Consider the following 16,264-nt stretch of genomic DNA (forward strand, 5'->3'; position numbering starts at 1 on the left):
TTGATTGGTACGGTTTCAAGTCGCTCGCGTCGAGGTGGTACGGTTTCAAGTCGCTCGCGACGCAGTGGTACGATTTGATTTCTGACGCCCTTCGCACGTCTCAATGTGGCGCAGAAAATTGGAGCCAGAACGCGGACATTCCCTGCCACGTCGGCCCCCGCAGACCAGGCGCCGCCGCCGACCGCCGCCAGCTCCCGCCGTCGCTCGACCTCCGAGCGCGTCACCGCCCGCCACCCCACCATCACGACTGCCGCCCGCACCGAGCGAGTGACATTCTCCGTCACGCCCCGCGCTCGCGTGAGAATGCCCGCGAAACCTTCTGCGTCTGTCCGCCACCGACGGACGTTCAGCACCTTGACGGAGTGCCGTTGAGGGTGCCCTGGCGCGCGGTGACGGTCGCTCGCGGAGGGTCGCAACACCCCTCCAAACGAGAGCCGACCATCGCGCGGAAACCCCTTGTTTTACGGTGTTTCCGCTAGACTTTGAGCCCAGCGCAAGTACACTGAATCGCAGAGGTTAGTAGTGCCCCGCCCCGCGTTACAAGCACGGGGAGGGGCCGCAACACCGGCTGGTTGGCAGCACGGTCTCGCGGTGTCACGAGGACACGAGCCATCGTGCCGCGCCCGCCGGAGGAAGGCAATAGGGCGATGAACGTGCTCTCGATGGAGGAGCGCGTAAGGGTGGTCTCTGCTCTCGCAGAAGGCACCTCCCTGCGCGCAACGGCAAGGCTGGTAGACGTGGGCCGTCAGACGGTCACGAACCTGCTCCTGACGGTCGGAGAGGGGTGTCGCTGTCTGCTCGACGAGCGGATGCGCGATCTCCACTGCGACGTGATGGAGCTCGATGAAATCTGGTGTTTCATCGGCAAGAAGGAGGGCCATCTTCGCGACGGCGACCCTGCGGAGTACGGCGATGCGTACACCTGGGTAGCCATCGACGCGCGGACGAAACTGGTGCCCGTGCATCTGGTGGGGAAGCGCTCCTCGGAGGCGGGCCACGCCTTCGCGCGCGAGCTGCGAGGCCGCGTGCTCGGTGCCCCGCAGATCACGACCGACGGGTTGAAAATCTACGTCGAGGCCATCGAAGCCGCCTTCGGGTCGCGCGTGAACTTCGCGCAGATTATGAAGACCTACGCGAAGGACTCTGCGGACGGCGCGAGCCGCGACGATGTGCGCTACTCGCGCGGGCGCGTCACGCGGAGCGTCAAGCGCGTAGTCATCGGAGCGCCCGACGAGGACAAGATCAGCACCTCCTACGTCGAGCGCAGCAACCTCACGACGCGGATGCAGATGCGCCGCTTCACGAGGTTGACCAACGCCTACAGCAAGCGCCTGGAGCACCTTCAAGCGGCGGCTGCTCTCCACTTTGCGGCCTACAACTTCACGCGGGTTCACATGACCCTGCGCGTCACGCCCGCGATGGAAGCGGGCTTGACGGATCACGTCTGGAGCATGGAGGAACTCATCACCGAGGCGCTTGCGGCCTCCGACGCGCCGCCCCCGCCCCCACTGCCACCCCCGCGCCCCACGGGCGGCACCTTCGGGCGCAGACCTTCGCGTGCAGCCCCGCTACCGGGCCAGCTCTCGCTACCAGGGACGGGGGTGTCGCTGTGAAGCGCCGCGAACCGCTCCGTCTCACGCTCGGTGAACTGCCCTTCGAGGTGCTCGACGACGGGCGCGTGCTCGTCACGCTGCCCCCGACGTTCATGCCCTTCGGGTGCGCGGTTCAAGCCACCGTGGTCTACGCAAGCCTGCAAGCGTTTCTGGCCGCAAACCGAGCCAACCAGTAGTTATTCGTCTTCGTGCGGCTCAATGTCTTCTAGGCTAACGGCCTTGGGGGTCGTCTCGTAGTTCGCCAGCAACTTCTTCAGGTGTGCTTGGGCCGAAGCGGGCGTCTTCGTCTGACTCAACTTCTTGGCCCACGACCTACCTGGGTGCAACGCATCCCACCAAGTGATTTCTCCGGCGTGACGGCCACTCCCCGGATCGTGGTTGCCGAAGCCGTCCATGCCGATGTTCCAAAGCGGCAGATAGTGCTCGATCAGGAAACGCTCGGCCATCGTGATCCAGAGCGGTGTGACAACGAGATAGCGGCATAGAAAGTCGTCAATCGACAGGTTCGATGCCGCCTTGATTGAGGCGGTGTGCTCGGCCAAACGCCCGCTCAACGACTTGGACTGTGCGGCTGGTTTGCCGCCGCCTTTGCGACCTCCAGGCGGAACCGCTTTGCCTACGTAGATCGGCCACTCGGCATCAGGCGAGCGGATCTTGGCATAGACCGGATCGTCACCTGTGTAGAATAGCGCGTAGACGCCAGCACCGAAGAAGTCCTGTTCGAGTGGTAACTCAAACGGACCTCTCCGCATCAGTTCGTCAACGCAGTGTTTTGTGAGGTTTTGATAGTCGAGCGGGTTGTACTCGTTGGGTGAAGTCATCTGCCTCGTAATCCATCTGCAACGCTTCGGGCGACAGTCTCAGCGAGACGCACCGGCACGGCGTTGCCAAGTTGTCGCATGGCCTCAGACCATGCTCCCTCAAACCACCATGCATCAGGAAAGGTTTGCACTCGCGCAGCTTCGCGCACGGTGAGGTATCTGACGGAATCATCCGGCATGACGATCATGTTCTCGCCGCCAGGAACCCCGTGAACGCCTGCCTTGAGCGTTTTGGATGGCAAGTCGAGCGGACTGCCAGTGTGACCCGCGTACGTCTTCCCGCCGGGGTTGAGGCGGTGGTTCAGTACGCCAGCGGCTTCCCGATCGGTGCGAGGGCGCGGGAGATCGCAGATGGCGTCGCGGATCGTAGCCCAAGGCAGCGTCATCACCGATTGAATCGTTGATCCCGCATAGGAAGGCTTCACTTTGGGAACGGAGAGATTGTGCCGCTTCCAGTAGGCTCCCGTAGCCCACTGATCGCGCATCAGGGCGTCGTATGAGTGAGTGGGGGTCGGGAACTGCCACGTCGGCGCAAGGTCACTGCGGAAACCGACAATGAACACACGCTGACGGGTCTGTGGCACGCCGTAGTCCGCTGCGTTGAGCAGTCGGAAGGACACTCGGTACTGAGACGAGTCCTCCTTGATCTTACCCAGGCGACACAGGTGCTCTGCCCACGTTTCAGACTTGCGCCGAGCGACTTCAGGATGAGTGAGTTGAAGAAGGATGTACGTGAAGTAGGGCCGAAAGGAATCCCGCAGGAGCCCCTTGACGTTCTCGATGATGAATGCGCGCGGCTTGATCGTGCGAACTGCACGGACAAAATCAGGGAACAGATTGCGCTCGTCGTCCATGCCGAGGTGCTTCCCGCCGACGCTGAACGGCTGGCATGGAACGCCCCCTGCCAAAAGGTCTGCATCGGCGAAGGGCGCGAAGTCTACGGATCGAACATCCTCCCGGCGTACACGCCACCCCTCGATGCCCTTCACTGCGCCCGAGGCCACGTTGTGACGCAGCGTTGCACAGGCATCCTCGTTCCACTCCATCAGCGCAACGTGATGGAACCCCGCCGCGTGGGTTCCAAGAGCAAGCCCGCCCGCCCCGGTGAAGAGTTCCAGGGAGCGCAGAGGGGCGACGGGAACATCGCCGCTCTCGCAGTGATCTGACCCAGGCACTTCGCACGCTTCTCGTTCGACTGTCTGCGTCACGTCGGTTCGGACAGTACCCCTACGACGGCGGGTGCCGTCAACATCCGTTCGATACTGCCGAGAAACAGCCATCTTCGCGCTCATAGATCGTCTCCTGTTGGTGTCGTCGTGCGCCAGCACGACTCGGTGGTGTCGAGCCGGTCTACGAGCCGGTTGCGCCTGCGCCAGCCACCGGAAGACCTTGCTGGCTCGGATGAGAACTCGGCGCGTTGGGCCAAATTCCTCGGAGCTCTGAGGTGGTACAGTTTGGGGTCCGCGCGGGCGCAGTGGTACGGGTTGGTTTCCGTGCCAACGAGGTGGCCTGATTCACCTCAAATCAGGCCAGCACCCGGTCGTCCACGCAGGGGCGGGTCGCCCCGGTTTGCCGCCGCCGTCCCCGCGGCGCCCGCACGCCGTGCGCGTCGCGTTGCGGTGGGCCCGCCCCTGGGCGGGGCCCCAAGCCCCCGCCGGGCGTCGGCCGCGTCGATGTCCCGCCCGTGGCGCTTCGGCGGTGTGTTCTCACCCCCGACGCTTACCATCACGGCCCAACCTCCACCCTCACCGCTCGAAACCCTCGGTTCTGCATGATGGTTGAATGCGCGGCCTCGCAGTAACCGTGCTGTACAGGCAACCAGCCAATCCCGCTTCTGAGGCCAGAGCCGTAGCAGAGGCCGCGCACAAACACTCTCATTTCGGCTTCCACTCGCTACAGGTCCACTCCCACACGTTGCCTGCCATGTCGCCAGCGCCGAAGTACCCAGCGCCCGCCATGTGCTGCCCCACCGGACACGTCCCGCTGCGCTGTGTGGTTCCGCTCCACCACAACAGGCTGTCGTTGGGGGATTCTTCGCCCCACGGGTACTGAGCCTTCGTCGGCCCCACCGCTCCGTACTCCCACTGCTTTTCGGTGAGGAGCGCGAGCCCGCCCCACTTCGCGAATTCCACGCTGTCATACCAGTTGACGCAGACGATGGGGTGTGCCTCCGTCTGCTCAAACTCAGGATTGCGGAACGTGCGGTTGGCATTTTCCTTCTCCGCAGCCGTTACGAATCCCGAGTTCTTGACGAATGCGGTGTACTCCCCGACCGTCACGGGGAACTTTGCCAACCAGTAGCCCTCCGGCTGGTCGAGCGACGGCGCGCAGAACACCATCGGCGTGAGCGTTCCATCGGGCAACAGGTGCTCCGTCTCGATCACCTTGCCCCGCGCCGCACCCCTCTCCAACTTCACCGGCCATGCGGCGGCGTACTTCTGCGCGCCTTCGGCGTCCACCTCGCCCATCACTTCAACCCAGGCGGGCCACACGCGCCCATCGGGAAAGCGGTCAAAGTGTGAGCGCGCAGCGTTGGGCTCGTTCGTCCTCACGATGCGCCAATGATGCCCCGGAACGAAGCCCTGGCCGATCAGCGCGGCTAGCGTGCAGAAATCCTCCGTCAGCGGCTCCCCCGCGACCGGCACGCCATCCCGTGCGGTGAGGTTCCGAGCGATGGCGTCCACCGCATCGGAGGAGAGCAGTTTTCCTCGCATTTCGTCCATCGCCATGAGCGCGGCGAAGTCCTGCGAATCGTTCTGGATGTAGTCAATCCAGAACCGTTGACCCTTGAGACGCCACTGGATTTTGCACTGGTGATACATGATTGCCTCTTAGCCGGGAAACTTGGTTGATTTGATCGTATCAAAAAGGTCTAGCGCGCTATTCCACCACTCTTCCGACGGACAACAGTACATCCACATGCCGGTTGCGAGTGTCTTGCCTTTGTTGTCTCGGTCGGGATGCCAGCCCATCTCAGGAATCTTGGCATCTTTCGTCAGCCCGTAGACCACGAGCGAGCCCGTATCCTTTCTGTATTCGATGGCAACCCTTGCGTTGCTTGGCCCCCCTGCGACCTTTTTCGCAACAGTCTTCTGCATCTTCGTGCTTAGAAACTTGGCTGTTGTCGTTGCGAGGATCGTCTGCCAAACGTCCTCATTGAGACACCCTCCGCACTTCTGGCAACATCCAACACGACCCGTGCCGTCGCAGGCGTCACATTCAATCTCGCCATTTCCATGACACAGATTGCACGTCTGGTTACAGTGATCGCACTGGCCTCTTCCGTCGCACTTGCCGCATTCTTGATCCCCGTTCCCTTCGCACTTCTCGCACGCTGGAGCACCCTCGCACTCGCAGGGCTCGAATCGTCCTCTCGGGTCAATCTCGGAAAGCGAGTTCATGGCACGCTGATGGAACTTGCCGTCGTGATGATCCCGCGCGCGATTTCGAGAATACGCGCGCGTGAAACTTCTGGCGCGTCTGCGGTGTTCACGACAGCCGCGCGCGTTGCCTGCATGACGCCAACGTAGGCGCACCGCTGCGCGCTCACATTGCCATCAAGCACCTTCTCTCCGCGGTCTTGCAGACGCTTCACGATCACCTCGCTCGGCGCGTCCAGCAAGATCACCCGCACAGGCGGAAGGGCGCTCATCTCGGCGCGGCAAAGCCACTGCATCCCGAAACGAAGATCATCGAGGAGCGCGGGCGCGTGCTCACCGGGGCAGTGCGCGCGGAACTCGTCCACGTCCGAGGCGACCAGCGTCGAGAAATACCAGCGGTCGATCACCACCACGAAGTCATCGTAGCGGCCTGCGCGCACGTCCGAGGCGAAGCGCGCCCGAGACTGCGCGTACCAGAGCGCACGCTGCCACGGGTCATCTCCGATGAAGCGTGGGTGAGCCCATGACACGACGTTCAAGGCCATGTCGAGACGCACCTCAAGACCCTGCACAAGCGCCTGAACGTGCGTGCTCTTGCCTACGCCGTCAGGCCCCTCGATCACGAGTAGAACGGGCTTCACTTCACCCCTCCCGCCAGCGGTGGCATGTCCTCGTTTTCGGCCACAAGCGCCTCGCGCGCGGCCAGCGTTTCCTGGTCGAAGTACGCCGCGCGCACCGCATCGCCGTCTGGCAGAGCGCCCGCAATCTGCCACGGCGCGAAGCCGTCGCGCGCCTCCAGACGAAACCGCTCTCCGGTCGCTCCCGCCGCCAGTTTGACCGACAGGAACCTGTCAAAAAGCTGTCCGACCGCCTTCGCGCGGAACTCCCGCAGCGTCGGGTTGAACGTCTCCAGGGCGATCACCGCCTCGGGCGGAACGGGCGACGTGCAGACGATCATGCCGTCAGTCGATCGGCTCCAGCCCGCCCCCAGGAGCCCAGCGCCGACCACGACTCCGATACCCGTGTTTCCGGGACGGTAGCCCACGCCGTTGAGGTACAGAACCGCTTGCGTATCGTTGTCGTTCGTCTCTTCGGTGTTCAACGCCATCACCAGCTCGTTCCACGCCTGTTGCATGACGCTTCCGTTGCGGACCAGAATCCTCTTGACGTTCTCGTTCATCTTCTCTTCGTCTTTTCTGTGCTACCTTCGCGGCTGCACACGTTCCCAAAATCAGGAGAAATCACCAAATGGGCCAGAAACGCATCGGAACCGTCACGTCGGATGCCCTCGGCATCGGGTCTGCGGCCATCGAACAGGTCGCGGAGTTCACCATCGCCAGCGGCACGGAGAACTACGAGTTGATCCCCTCTTCGCCGTTCGGCTTCACCATCGCCCGCGTCGAGTTCGAGGTCGAGACGGGCCACGCCAGCACTTCGGCCCTCTTCTCGGCCACGGGCGGCGCGGGCGATCAGCGCTGCGGCGACATCGACACGACCGTCAAGGGGCTCAATGTTGAGGCTCCTCTGGCCGGTGGCCCGCAGCGCGCCGTCGTCGCCGGGAGCGCGCTCTGGCTCTACACGGGCAACAACGCCGTGAAGGGCACGCTCCGCGTCTACTACCGCCCCACCTGACCGCGTGCCTCAATCTCGCTCCTTTCCGCCCCCTCCCTGTCCTCGTCAATCCTCCCCGCAACCCGCAAAACCCGCAGCGCAGTCAGCGCGGACGGGTCGATTGTGGCGTTCACGAGCGCCTTGAACAGCGCTCGCGAAAGCTCGATTTTCACCGCGCCGAGAATCGCCTCCTGAACGCCCTTGCTCTTGCCGCTCGGCGCAAGGTCGAGCGCCTCAACCTCGCTCACGAGGCTCTTGTAGAGCGAGAGAATGCGGACTGCGCGCTCGCTCACCGCCGTCCCCGAGCGTCCTCTACGATGGCGCGGATCGCATCCCTGTCGGTGACGTTGAGCTTCGCCAGCCTCGCCGCGAGGATCTTCTTGGCGTCGCCCTCCAGCGTCCCGACGAGCACCCCCTCCCGCGCGACAAACGCATCAGCGCAGGCCGACGCATCAGCGCAGGCCGACAGCTCCATCCGCAGCCCGTCAAGACAGATGCGCGCATGGTGCTCTGCAATGTCCTCGTCGCCCGTGGCGATCTGGAACGCGCCCAACCACAAGTACCGCATGGCGACGGTGTTTGCCTTCGACAGCGCCTTGTCGCCGCTGTCCGAAGCGGCTCCCGTGCCTTGAAACGTGGTGCGCGACCCGTCCTCCGGGTCGATCACGTCCACCTCCAGCGTCACCAGTGCGGCGCGATGGTCGCCCGAGACGGCCACCACGCGCGACGCGCCGACGATGAGGTTTGCTGTCACCAGGGCGTTGTGAACCGCCGATGTCACCTCACTGGCCGGGGTGTACTGATACCCCCCGCCCTTTCCGTAATCCACCTTCGCGCTCTTTCGGAGGAAGGCGAGGCTTTTCCACGCGCTCGCCAGCTTCCGGTACACGCCCTGCGCCTCGCCCATCTGCGTCAGACCGTGAGCACCCATCCGAAGCCTGATTTCTTTCTCGTTTCCCACGCTTCTCTCCCTCAGTCTTCGTCCACAGGTGCGGCGCGCACCACCGGCAGAGCTTCACTCGCCCGCACCAGATGGAGCGCACTGCGAGGCACGTTTCGCAGTCCTCATTTGGCATTTGACGCTCCAGTTTTCAAGAGCGTTCGGAGAGAATCTGAAACAGACAGAAAAGAGGATTTCTCCGATACGGTCGCACGGTCCACGCTGGCCGCGATCAAATCTCTTTTTCCTCCGAGCACCTCCAGCATTCGCCGGTCGAGGTCGTGGTCTGCCACGATCCGCCGCACCGTCACATGGTCACGCTGGCCGATGCGATGCGCGCGGTCCTCCGCTTGGTCGTTGAGAGCGGGCGTCCACGCGAGGTCTACGAACAACACTTCGGTTGCGCGCGTGAGCGTGATCCCCACACCGCCCGCGCCGATGGTGAGCGCGAGCCCGCGAAGGTTGCCGCGCTGGAACGCATCGACCATTGCCGTCCGTGCGGACGGTTCCATGTCGCCCACGATGAAGCCCCACCCCTCCAGAGCCCCGAGCGCGCGGACGGGTCCGACGTGCGCGGAGAACGCGAGCATCGGCGTGTCGGCCTGCTTGCAGTACGCCAGCGCGTGAGCGGTCTTGAGCCCCGCAAGCGCCCGCCTTGCTCGTGTGATCTTCTCGAACTCCCTGCATCGCGCGAGTGCATCGAGCGCCGCAAGGTTGTTTGTGTGCTTCTCGACCGCACTGAGATCCTCCGTTTCCGCTCCGTTCCAGAACGCGAGCGCTTCATCGCACAGCGCTCGCACCTCGCCCGTCACGTCCACGTCAAGGGTCTGGTACGTCTTCGGTGGAAGCTCTGAGAGCACCTCACCCTTCGCGCGCCGCAGCATCCCGCGAGCGATTTGAGCCCCGAGCGATGGCTCGGGCTCGCCAAATTGAATCCCGTACTCCGTTTCCTCCGCGTTGAATGCGCGAAGGAATCCCAGCCACCCACCGAAAATCACCTCCGCTACACCCGCCGCCCGCGCGACGTTGTACAGGTCGAAGGGCTCATCGGTGAGCGGTGTTGCGGTCACGCACCACGTTGCGCCGCCCGCCGCACGCACCACCGCCGCGAGTGAACCCCATCGCCGCGCCCGCCCAGAACGCCCGTTTTTGAGCGCGTGGGCCTCGTCGGCAATCAGTGTAATCACCGGCACGTCGCCCGACGGCATGGTGTCGGGGAGCGTCTCGTAGCTCGCAATCACCACCTCGCTCTCTTCGGGCCAACGGTCGAGCCCCCGCCGTCCGCGCAGAACGCTCACGCGAAGGTCTGGACGCAGCGTGGCGCACTCGCGCAGCCACACGCCAATCACCACCGCAGGGCAGACGATCACCGCGCGTCCGCGCTCGGGGAGCGCTGCGAGCGATTGGCAGCTCTTTCCGAGGCCCATTTCGTCCGCGAGGATCGCGCCTCGCCGCGACGCCAGCCACACCGCGCCGTCGCGTTGGTAGCCCCGGAACCGCCATCCAGTGCGTTCCTCGATTCGGTTCAGGCGCGCGAGGGCGCGCTGCTCATCCGCGCCGATTCGCTCCGCGAGGCTCCAGAGGGCGCTACGCGCCTCCGTAGAGGCAATGACGGCGAATCCCGCAGCCTTGAGCGCTGCGACCGTGCGGGCGGCGCATTCTGGCGCGCAGACGGTTTTACGCGCGTCTCTGTCGTACCTCGCGCCGCCCACCCGAACCGCGTCGCGGTAGGCGTCGAATTCCTCGTCCAGATGCCCGAGGGGGTGAAGCGTGATTTGCCCGTCATCGACACCCAGGCGCACGGCGCTCACGGCAACCTCCCTTTCTCGGGGTGCGGACAGACACGACACTGATGCCCCGTGCGCCCGCAGTTGGAGCACCTGTACGCGCGGACGTCGGTGCGCTTGGGTGGCTTTGCGCGGTTCAAGCAGCGGCGGCAATGGTTCTTGCTCCTGCATTTCCCGCGGCTTCGCCCGCACCGGACACACTTCCCCGCCGCGCGGCGTTCCTCGTCCTGTTCCGCGCGCTTCTCTCGGCACGCGAGCCCGTAGACTGCGCCGGGTTTCGCGCGCTCTTTCCCGCACGGGCAGATTCCCGCCGTGCGCCACAGCGCGATCTTTTCGAGATACGTCACTCTGCGCTCCGGTCAATGAGCGTTTGCCACGCTCCCCACGCCAGCCGTCGAGCGTCTACCGCCAGCGACAGCCACGGGCGAAACAGCGCGGCGACGCTCAGGCGTTCGATGGTCGAGTCCAGCGCCGCCTCCCATGCCTCGCACCCTTTGATCGCGTCGAACCGCGCCCCGCCGTCGAGCGTCACGCGCTCCGCAGCGTCGATCATCTCGGCCTCGGTGTCGCCGCCCGTCGAGACGATCCAGAGCACACGCGCCGCAGCCTGCGCTCGCACCCTCGCGCCGTGTGCGGTGTCACCCCCACGCCCCGCGTAGTGCGTCAGTACCGCCCACACCAGGGCGATGCGCTCCGCGTCTACCTCGCGGGTGTCACTCGCCACCGCCGCCCCCGATTGCGTCGCTCTTGAGCGCTGCGATGCCCACTGCTTGCGCGGCCTCCTCGAACCACGCGCCGTCGGGGAGGCGCTTGCGCCCACAGACCCACTCCAGCACGTCGGCCACCATCACAGGCGAGTGTGGAGCGAGCGCCAGAAGCACTTTCTTGGACGGCGGTTTGATCTTGTCCGCGCCTCGGTCGCCCGCCGCGTCGGCGGCGGTGTCCTTGACCGACGGGGGCTTGACGGGGGCCTTCGGTGCGGCGCTGTCGGCGTTCTGTGACGCCGCAGACGCGCCGCTCATGTGGGCGCGAATGCGCTCCAGCGCCAGCTCTTGTTGCTCGGGCGTGCCCTTCGCGATTTCCCAGCCTGCGGACGGCTGGCACGATCCGTCACGCACGGCGGCGTGAAGAGCGGGGATGCCCTTCTTGTAGAGCCGGTGCCAGTTGTCGATGGACACAAGGCTCACGCCGTTCAGAAGCAGACGGATGCGCTCGCGGGTGCGTCCGTTCTTCTGGAGGTGTTCCACGATTTGACCCTTCGCGATGTGGTCGTTGTCCTTGCGAAAGGCGTTCAGCACAGCCTTGAGGTCAACAGCCTGCTCCAGCGTCATCCCGGCTTCCGTCAGCCGCGGGAGACGGATTCTGTCTGCTGGCTTGCGGGTCGCGTTGAGCGCGCGAACCCAGCGCGTGCGCTGGATGCCGTCGATCACCTCGACCCGCTTCGACACGGGGTTGCGCCAGCACAGAATCGGGGCCTTCACCCCAAATTCTTCGACGCTCGCGAGGTCGTCATCCGTGATCGGAAGCGAGATGCGCGCGTCGAACAACGGGTGCTCTGGCCCGTCGTTGGTGTCGATTCCGAGGATGGTCACGTCGTCATCGTGCCCGTAGAACACATCGCGTCGCGGCACGCGCCCGCGGGCGTCTTCGCCCTTCTCTGCGGCGCTCACAACGCCACCGACCCGCCCGAGAGCATCACCGCAGCGCGGCGCATCGCGTCGAGCACGCGCCCCTCGTGAATTCGCGCCGTGAGGATGCGCGACCAGCGCACACACAACACACACTTGCACTCGGCGCGATGCTGTCGCGCCTCAGAGTGCTTGTAGAAGCACGCATCGCAGTAGCCCCCCTCGGGACAGAACTCGCAGCCCTCGGCTTCGACCGTCTTACCGTTGCACATCTTGCCTCCGTAGATCCGTCACGTTCCTGTGACCCCACCAGGGCGCGAGCCGCAGCGATTGCCGCGGGCCGCGCACTGGAATCACACAGGAGCGTTCAGACCCCAACGGTTTCGCGGATCACCGTGTACGCCTGCGCCTTGAAGCGTGCGGCGTCGCCCGCGAGGCGCGACTCGGTGCGGTTCTCGTCGTTGCGAGCCCTCTGGGCCATCGTCCAATCCGCGTACTCCGTGGTTGCATTCCAGAGCCCCCAGGCGGTCCCGCGAACGCCCTTCATGTCCGAGCCGCGCCCCGCGCCGTCGAAGAGGCTCACCACCGTCTCGCGCGCCGTCTCGGCGTTCCTGAGCGCCCGCGCCATCTCGCGGTCGGTGGGATCTGGCAGGAGGAGCTTCGTCACCGTCTCGACCTGGGCGCGAGAGACGGTCGCCCTCGTGAGCGCGGCGAAGTCGCGGAGGTTCGCGTCGGCCTGCGCGCGGAGCTGGCGCAGAATCTCCTGCACCCTCGAAATGTTCACCTCGACGCCCCCGGTGTGCCGCACGTTCCAGAGCGCCATCCCGGTCTGCGTGGCGTGCGTGAGCGTGTTCCAACACACCACGCGAACCGCAGTGTGCGTCCCGATGCACGCCCCGGTTCCGTCGTGGGCGTTGCGCACTAAGACGTAGGGGCGCACCACGTCGCCCTCAACCACCTCGCGCTCGATTCCGAGGTCAATCTGACCCCACACCGTTGCCCCGCCCCGGAACGACCCCGCGCCCACCCACTCGGCCCCGAGGTCCACCAGCGGGTCGAGCGAGGCGAGCATGGTGTCGTTCTGCACCGGCTTCCAGCCGCTCCCCACGACGCCAAACACCTGTCGCGTGTCGTCGCGGGTGACGGCGGCGTAACCCGACATGTCGAGCGCGATCCCCGTCGCGCCGTGCGTGCTGGCGATGGGCTGCGTCGAAACGGTCCACCCGAGGCCCGCCGCCTTCGCCACGTCCGCGCCGCTGCGGAGGCGGCGCATTGCGGCCTCGTCGGTGGCGATGGAGTCGCGCCGCGAAAAGTTGAGCGACGTGGCGGGCCGCGAGACAACGCGCGAGACGGGCGGGGCGGTGGGCATGGAGCGCACAACGCCCTGCACCGCCGTCACACGCACGGGCTCCGGGGCGCTCTGCACGAGGCGCACGATGGCCGTTTCGGTCGGCAGAGCGAGCCGCAGGAACTCCGGGGCGCGGATGGTGGGGATCTTCGCGATCAGCCCGCCCTCGGCCTTGACGAACGTGTCGTCTCCGCGGGTGATTGCGTGGACGTAGGAGCCCGCATGGACGGTGCCCTTGACGCCCTCGCGCGTCGCCGCGCCGAAGGCGGCGAGCGTGAAAACGATGCCGTGGTCGGCCTGCGAAACAGTGGCGGTGCTCGGAGCGTTCATGGTTTGATCCTTTTCCCTTGTTCAGACGTTGAGGTTGCAGAGGTTGAGCCCGCACGCGCTGTTGAGCGCGTCGGCGGTCTTCGCGACGGTGAACCGCGGCGCTCCCGCGCTGCGGTCTTCAGTGAGCGTAGAGAGCTCCGAGGCCAACGCCCGAAGGCGCGAGGCCACATCCAAGAGCCCGGCGGCGCGAGCGACGGTCGCCGCTGCTTCGATGCTCTCGGCCTGTCCCGTGAGGATCACGGCGCAGGCTTCGAGCGCACCGGCAACGCGCGTTCCGGCGTCGATGGCTGCGTCGTCCTCGATTGCGTCGCGGCACGCATCACTGCGGCGGTCGCACTCGGACGGGTCGATGGTGTCGTGGTCGGTGCTCATGGTTCCTTTCGTCGTCGTTTGCTGTCCGACGAGGAGAACTATGGCTCCGGTTTGCTGGAGCGTCAACGGAAGAAAGACGCTTTCCCGTCTTTTCTGTCGAAAGCCCTATTTTTGCGGTGTTTTACGCGGCGCTTTTTCGCGTCGCCTGCCCACGCGGGGAGCCTGGGTAGCGATTCGCGAGGTCCGTGTGAGCCTTGAGCATTTCGTACAGGCGCGACTCGCTGATTTCGAGGATTTTTGCCGCAAGCTCGCGGTTCCCGTCGGCTGTCTCCAACGCAGCCCCAAGCGCGGCCTTCTCCGCTACCGTGCGTGCTCGCGCGAGCGTGCAGGGGCCACCCTCAATCTGTACTTGAATCCGCCGCGCCGGAGCCGTCTTTGTCTTCGCCATCATCGCAACCTAACACATGCTGCGCGGGCGGCGAGAGCCCGAGGCGCTCCCGCAGACTGCGAGCGATGGCGCGTTCCGCCTCCACCAGGGCTCGCAGTCCGACGTAGGCCCGTCCCTCCGCGTCGCGCCAGCCATCGAGCGCTCTTGCCACGATGGCGTCGCGCACCGCGGCTTGCACCTCCGCAGGCTGGACGCCACACGCCCCAACACAGGTGTCGCGCACCGCAGCCCACGGCACGCTGGAGTGTCCCGCCGCTCGACGCGCGCGGTCCACCATCGCCCATGCGACGAAGCGCACGCGCCGCGGGTCGCCCTTCTCGACGCTCCATCGCTCCCGCGCGAAGGCGTCGTAAGCCTCGGGCGTGATGGGCGTCTCTTCTTCCGCGTAGAGGTAGTAGAGGAGGTACGGATCTTTCGCGGCCATCGCGTCGGCGTCGAGCGAGCACGACGCGACGAACCGCTCCAGAGCCGCGAGCGGGAGGTCCACAGCGTCAGCTCGTGACGAGCTTGATGCGACTCGCCGGGTTGGGGGCGGCGGCGGTGTCTTCGTTCGCCCTGGCGGTGGCCTGCTGGAGCGCTTGAAGCGCCGCTCCGGCGGCGTTGTTCAGTAGGAGGTAGTGCCGCGCGATGCGGCGATGCTCCTCCTCAGAGCCCACCGCATCGGGCGGCGGCGGGGCCGCTTCGGCGCACGCCTTGAGAAGCCCACCGGCCATCGACAGACAGTAGTTCGGCCCGTTCGTCCGCATCATGGTGTAAACCATGAGCGAAATCGGATCGAGCGCGGCGAGCGCTTCCTCAATCTCTTCGTCGGTGGGGCGCGGTCGTCGTTGTGACATGGGCTTGTTCCTTCTCAGGTCGGATTGTCCGAGCTGGAGACTCTCCCCTGAATCGAACAGGGTTCTGCGGTTTACGATCCCGCCGCGTTGCCACTTCGCTTGAGAGTCAGCGCCACCGTTCGCGTAGGTGGCTCCCCGTCTCTTCGGGACGTATCACGTCGTCAGATTGCGCTGGCGATGCGAAAGATCAGAACGGCACATCATCGTCGGCGGGCTGGTTGTTCACCGGGGCCTGCGCGGCGGCGGGCTTCTGCGCGCGGCGCTCCTGGGGCTTCGGGTGGAACTCCAGCGCCTTGCCCTTCTCGGAAACCATCGCCTTCACATCCTCGGGCGAGTCGGTGAAATCCCACCGCGGGTTCGACCAGGGCTTGCCGTCGTCGCGGAGCTTCGGCTCTCCCGCGTCGTCAAGCGAGGGCTCCAGCCGGTAGAAGATGAACTTGTGCGCGGTCGCTCCGCGTCCCTTCTTCGCCGCGAGGCTCTTGCGCTCGGCATAGGCACCCGCCGCTCCCCTGCGCCCGCTGTTGCCCTCGTAGACCTTGAAGATCGTGGTCTTGGGGTTGCCCTTCTCGTCGGTGTGCTTCACCTCGACGCGGAGGTACTTGCTCCCGCTGTCGCTCGTCTCGACGCCGAGGCACTCACCGATCATGAAATCGCCGTTCGTCTCCGAGATGAAGGGCTTGTCGGCGTCGCCGCTTGTGGACCATGCCATTGCGAAATCTCCTGTTGAACCTTGAACCTTGAAAACCACATCGAGGAAACGATCCATCACCAGAGTTAGAATCACCACGCCTTGAGCCTCGACATTCTCAAGACGGGTTTCCGACGCTAGACCCTTGAGCTTCATCGCTCGGTCTTTTCTGGCTGCGCGGAGAGCGTCACACCCCATGCAGCTTGCGGTACGCCCGCAACGGCGTTCGGTGGCGCAGGCTTCCGGCGTCGAGCACTGAAACACGACGCCGACCGGATCAGATGAACCGAGCCACGATCGTCATTTCTGACGACTCGATTTCGACCTTCTCCGCGGTCGTTCCCTTCAGCTCCTGGAACTGCGCGAGCGCGGCGGCGATGGCCTCGTCGTCGGTCATGCTCTGGCCCTCGACCGCGTTCTTCACGGTCCCGTTGCTCTGACTGATGTTCTTGCCAACGCGCTTGGCGCGCGAGAACGAGTAACTCCCCGTCTTCTGCTGTCCGACTCGAATGAGAAACATTG

22 protein-coding genes are annotated in these 16,264 nt (G+C 65.2%); 3 read left to right on the forward strand and 19 right to left on the reverse strand.

What is annotated here, in order from left to right; genetic code table 11:
* The first annotated feature begins 647 nt into the window (after positions 1-647).
* Together IPJ61_RS20245 and IPJ61_RS20250 are read left to right on the forward strand one after the other, a co-directional pair.
* A complete protein-coding gene (locus IPJ61_RS20245) occupies positions 648-1,613 on the forward strand; it encodes a DDE-type integrase/transposase/recombinase (protein WP_297112141.1) in 966 nt (321 codons plus the stop codon).
* Entirely contained in the window at positions 1,610-1,789 is a 180-nt protein-coding gene (locus IPJ61_RS20250; RefSeq protein ID WP_297112143.1) for a hypothetical protein, read from the forward strand. Before IPJ61_RS20245 ends, IPJ61_RS20250 begins: the two co-directional genes overlap by 4 nt.
* Here the strand turns inward: IPJ61_RS20250 and IPJ61_RS20255 are convergent, their stop codons facing one another.
* The 6 genes from IPJ61_RS20255 to IPJ61_RS20280 all read right to left on the reverse strand — a co-directional run bounded on the left by IPJ61_RS20255 (position 1,790) and on the right by IPJ61_RS20280 (position 6,994).
* Positions 1,790-2,434: an Eco29kI family restriction endonuclease gene (locus tag IPJ61_RS20255; RefSeq protein WP_297112145.1), complete on the reverse strand. Its 645-nt coding sequence runs from the start codon at positions 2,432-2,434 to the stop codon at positions 1,790-1,792. It abuts the gene before it with no gap.
* Positions 2,431-3,726 carry a DNA cytosine methyltransferase gene (locus IPJ61_RS20260; protein ID WP_297112147.1) on the reverse strand — a complete coding sequence of 432 codons (1,296 nt, stop codon included), beginning with the start codon at positions 3,724-3,726 and terminating at the stop codon, positions 2,431-2,433. The genes IPJ61_RS20255 and IPJ61_RS20260 overlap by 4 nt, the downstream gene beginning before the upstream one ends.
* A gap of 582 nt (positions 3,727-4,308) precedes the next feature.
* Positions 4,309-5,256 (reverse strand): formylglycine-generating enzyme family protein, encoded by a 948-nt coding sequence (locus IPJ61_RS20265; protein ID WP_297112149.1) that lies wholly within the window; start codon positions 5,254-5,256, stop codon positions 4,309-4,311.
* A gap of 9 nt (positions 5,257-5,265) precedes the next feature.
* Positions 5,266-5,532 carry a hypothetical protein gene (locus IPJ61_RS20270; protein WP_297112151.1) on the reverse strand — a complete coding sequence of 89 codons (267 nt, stop codon included), beginning with the start codon at positions 5,530-5,532 and terminating at the stop codon, positions 5,266-5,268.
* A gap of 299 nt (positions 5,533-5,831) precedes the next feature.
* A complete protein-coding gene (locus IPJ61_RS20275; RefSeq protein WP_297112153.1) occupies positions 5,832-6,455 on the reverse strand; it encodes a dTMP kinase in 624 nt (207 codons plus the stop codon).
* Entirely contained in the window at positions 6,452-6,994 is a 543-nt protein-coding gene (locus tag IPJ61_RS20280; RefSeq protein ID WP_297112155.1) for a hypothetical protein, read from the reverse strand. The genes IPJ61_RS20275 and IPJ61_RS20280 overlap by 4 nt, the downstream gene beginning before the upstream one ends.
* A 68-nt stretch (positions 6,995-7,062) precedes the next feature.
* On the opposite strand from IPJ61_RS20280, the gene IPJ61_RS20285 reads away from it, so the two are divergent.
* Complete coding sequence (locus tag IPJ61_RS20285) at positions 7,063-7,446, forward strand: hypothetical protein (RefSeq protein WP_297112157.1); 384 nt, start codon at positions 7,063-7,065, stop codon at positions 7,444-7,446.
* On the opposite strand, the gene IPJ61_RS20290 is transcribed toward IPJ61_RS20285, so the two are convergent.
* The 13 genes from IPJ61_RS20290 to IPJ61_RS20345 form a co-directional block, all read right to left on the reverse strand.
* Positions 7,431-7,718, reverse strand: coding sequence for a hypothetical protein (locus IPJ61_RS20290; RefSeq protein ID WP_297112159.1), 288 nt, complete (start codon positions 7,716-7,718; stop codon positions 7,431-7,433). The genes IPJ61_RS20285 and IPJ61_RS20290 overlap by 16 nt on opposite strands.
* On the reverse strand, positions 7,715-8,386 hold the full coding sequence (locus IPJ61_RS20295; protein ID WP_297112179.1) for an ERF family protein: 672 nt from the start codon (positions 8,384-8,386) through the stop codon (positions 7,715-7,717). Before IPJ61_RS20295 ends, IPJ61_RS20290 begins: the two co-directional genes overlap by 4 nt.
* A 104-nt stretch (positions 8,387-8,490) precedes the next feature.
* Complete coding sequence (locus tag IPJ61_RS20300) at positions 8,491-10,176, reverse strand: DEAD/DEAH box helicase (RefSeq protein WP_297112181.1); 1,686 nt, start codon at positions 10,174-10,176, stop codon at positions 8,491-8,493.
* Positions 10,177-10,495: 319 nt separating this feature from the next.
* Positions 10,496-10,876 (reverse strand): hypothetical protein, encoded by a 381-nt coding sequence (locus IPJ61_RS20305; RefSeq protein WP_297112183.1) that lies wholly within the window; start codon positions 10,874-10,876, stop codon positions 10,496-10,498.
* A complete protein-coding gene (locus tag IPJ61_RS20310) occupies positions 10,866-11,822 on the reverse strand; it encodes a hypothetical protein (protein WP_297112185.1) in 957 nt (318 codons plus the stop codon). The genes IPJ61_RS20305 and IPJ61_RS20310 overlap by 11 nt, the downstream gene beginning before the upstream one ends.
* Positions 11,819-12,052 (reverse strand): hypothetical protein, encoded by a 234-nt coding sequence (locus IPJ61_RS20315; RefSeq protein ID WP_297112187.1) that lies wholly within the window; start codon positions 12,050-12,052, stop codon positions 11,819-11,821. Before IPJ61_RS20315 ends, IPJ61_RS20310 begins: the two co-directional genes overlap by 4 nt.
* 95 nt (positions 12,053-12,147) lie before the next feature.
* The gene (locus tag IPJ61_RS20320; RefSeq protein ID WP_297112188.1) at positions 12,148-13,458 is read right to left on the reverse strand and encodes a DUF932 domain-containing protein; all 1,311 of its coding nucleotides are present in this window, start codon (positions 13,456-13,458) and stop codon (positions 12,148-12,150) included.
* A 21-nt stretch (positions 13,459-13,479) separates the two neighbouring features.
* Positions 13,480-13,830, reverse strand: coding sequence for a hypothetical protein (locus tag IPJ61_RS20325; RefSeq protein ID WP_297112190.1), 351 nt, complete (start codon positions 13,828-13,830; stop codon positions 13,480-13,482).
* Between the two features lie 121 nt (positions 13,831-13,951).
* Positions 13,952-14,221, reverse strand: a complete 270-nt coding sequence (locus tag IPJ61_RS22455) for a helix-turn-helix domain-containing protein (RefSeq protein ID WP_366505995.1) — start codon at positions 14,219-14,221, stop codon at positions 13,952-13,954.
* Positions 14,169-14,705, reverse strand: coding sequence for a hypothetical protein (locus tag IPJ61_RS20330; protein WP_297112192.1), 537 nt, complete (start codon positions 14,703-14,705; stop codon positions 14,169-14,171). Before IPJ61_RS20330 ends, IPJ61_RS22455 begins: the two co-directional genes overlap by 53 nt.
* Positions 14,706-14,709: 4 nt before the next feature.
* Positions 14,710-15,054: a hypothetical protein gene (locus IPJ61_RS20335; RefSeq protein WP_297112194.1), complete on the reverse strand. Its 345-nt coding sequence runs from the start codon at positions 15,052-15,054 to the stop codon at positions 14,710-14,712.
* A gap of 187 nt (positions 15,055-15,241) precedes the next feature.
* A complete protein-coding gene (locus IPJ61_RS20340) occupies positions 15,242-15,763 on the reverse strand; it encodes a hypothetical protein (RefSeq protein WP_297112196.1) in 522 nt (173 codons plus the stop codon).
* Positions 15,764-16,019: 256 nt separating this feature from the next.
* Positions 16,020-16,262, reverse strand: a complete 243-nt coding sequence (locus IPJ61_RS20345; protein ID WP_297112198.1) for a hypothetical protein — start codon at positions 16,260-16,262, stop codon at positions 16,020-16,022.
* Between the last annotated feature and the right edge of the window lie 2 nt (positions 16,263-16,264).

The sequence above is a fragment of the Tessaracoccus sp. genome, assembly GCF_016714275.1.
Taxonomy (GTDB): domain Bacteria; phylum Actinomycetota; class Actinomycetes; order Propionibacteriales; family Propionibacteriaceae; genus Arachnia.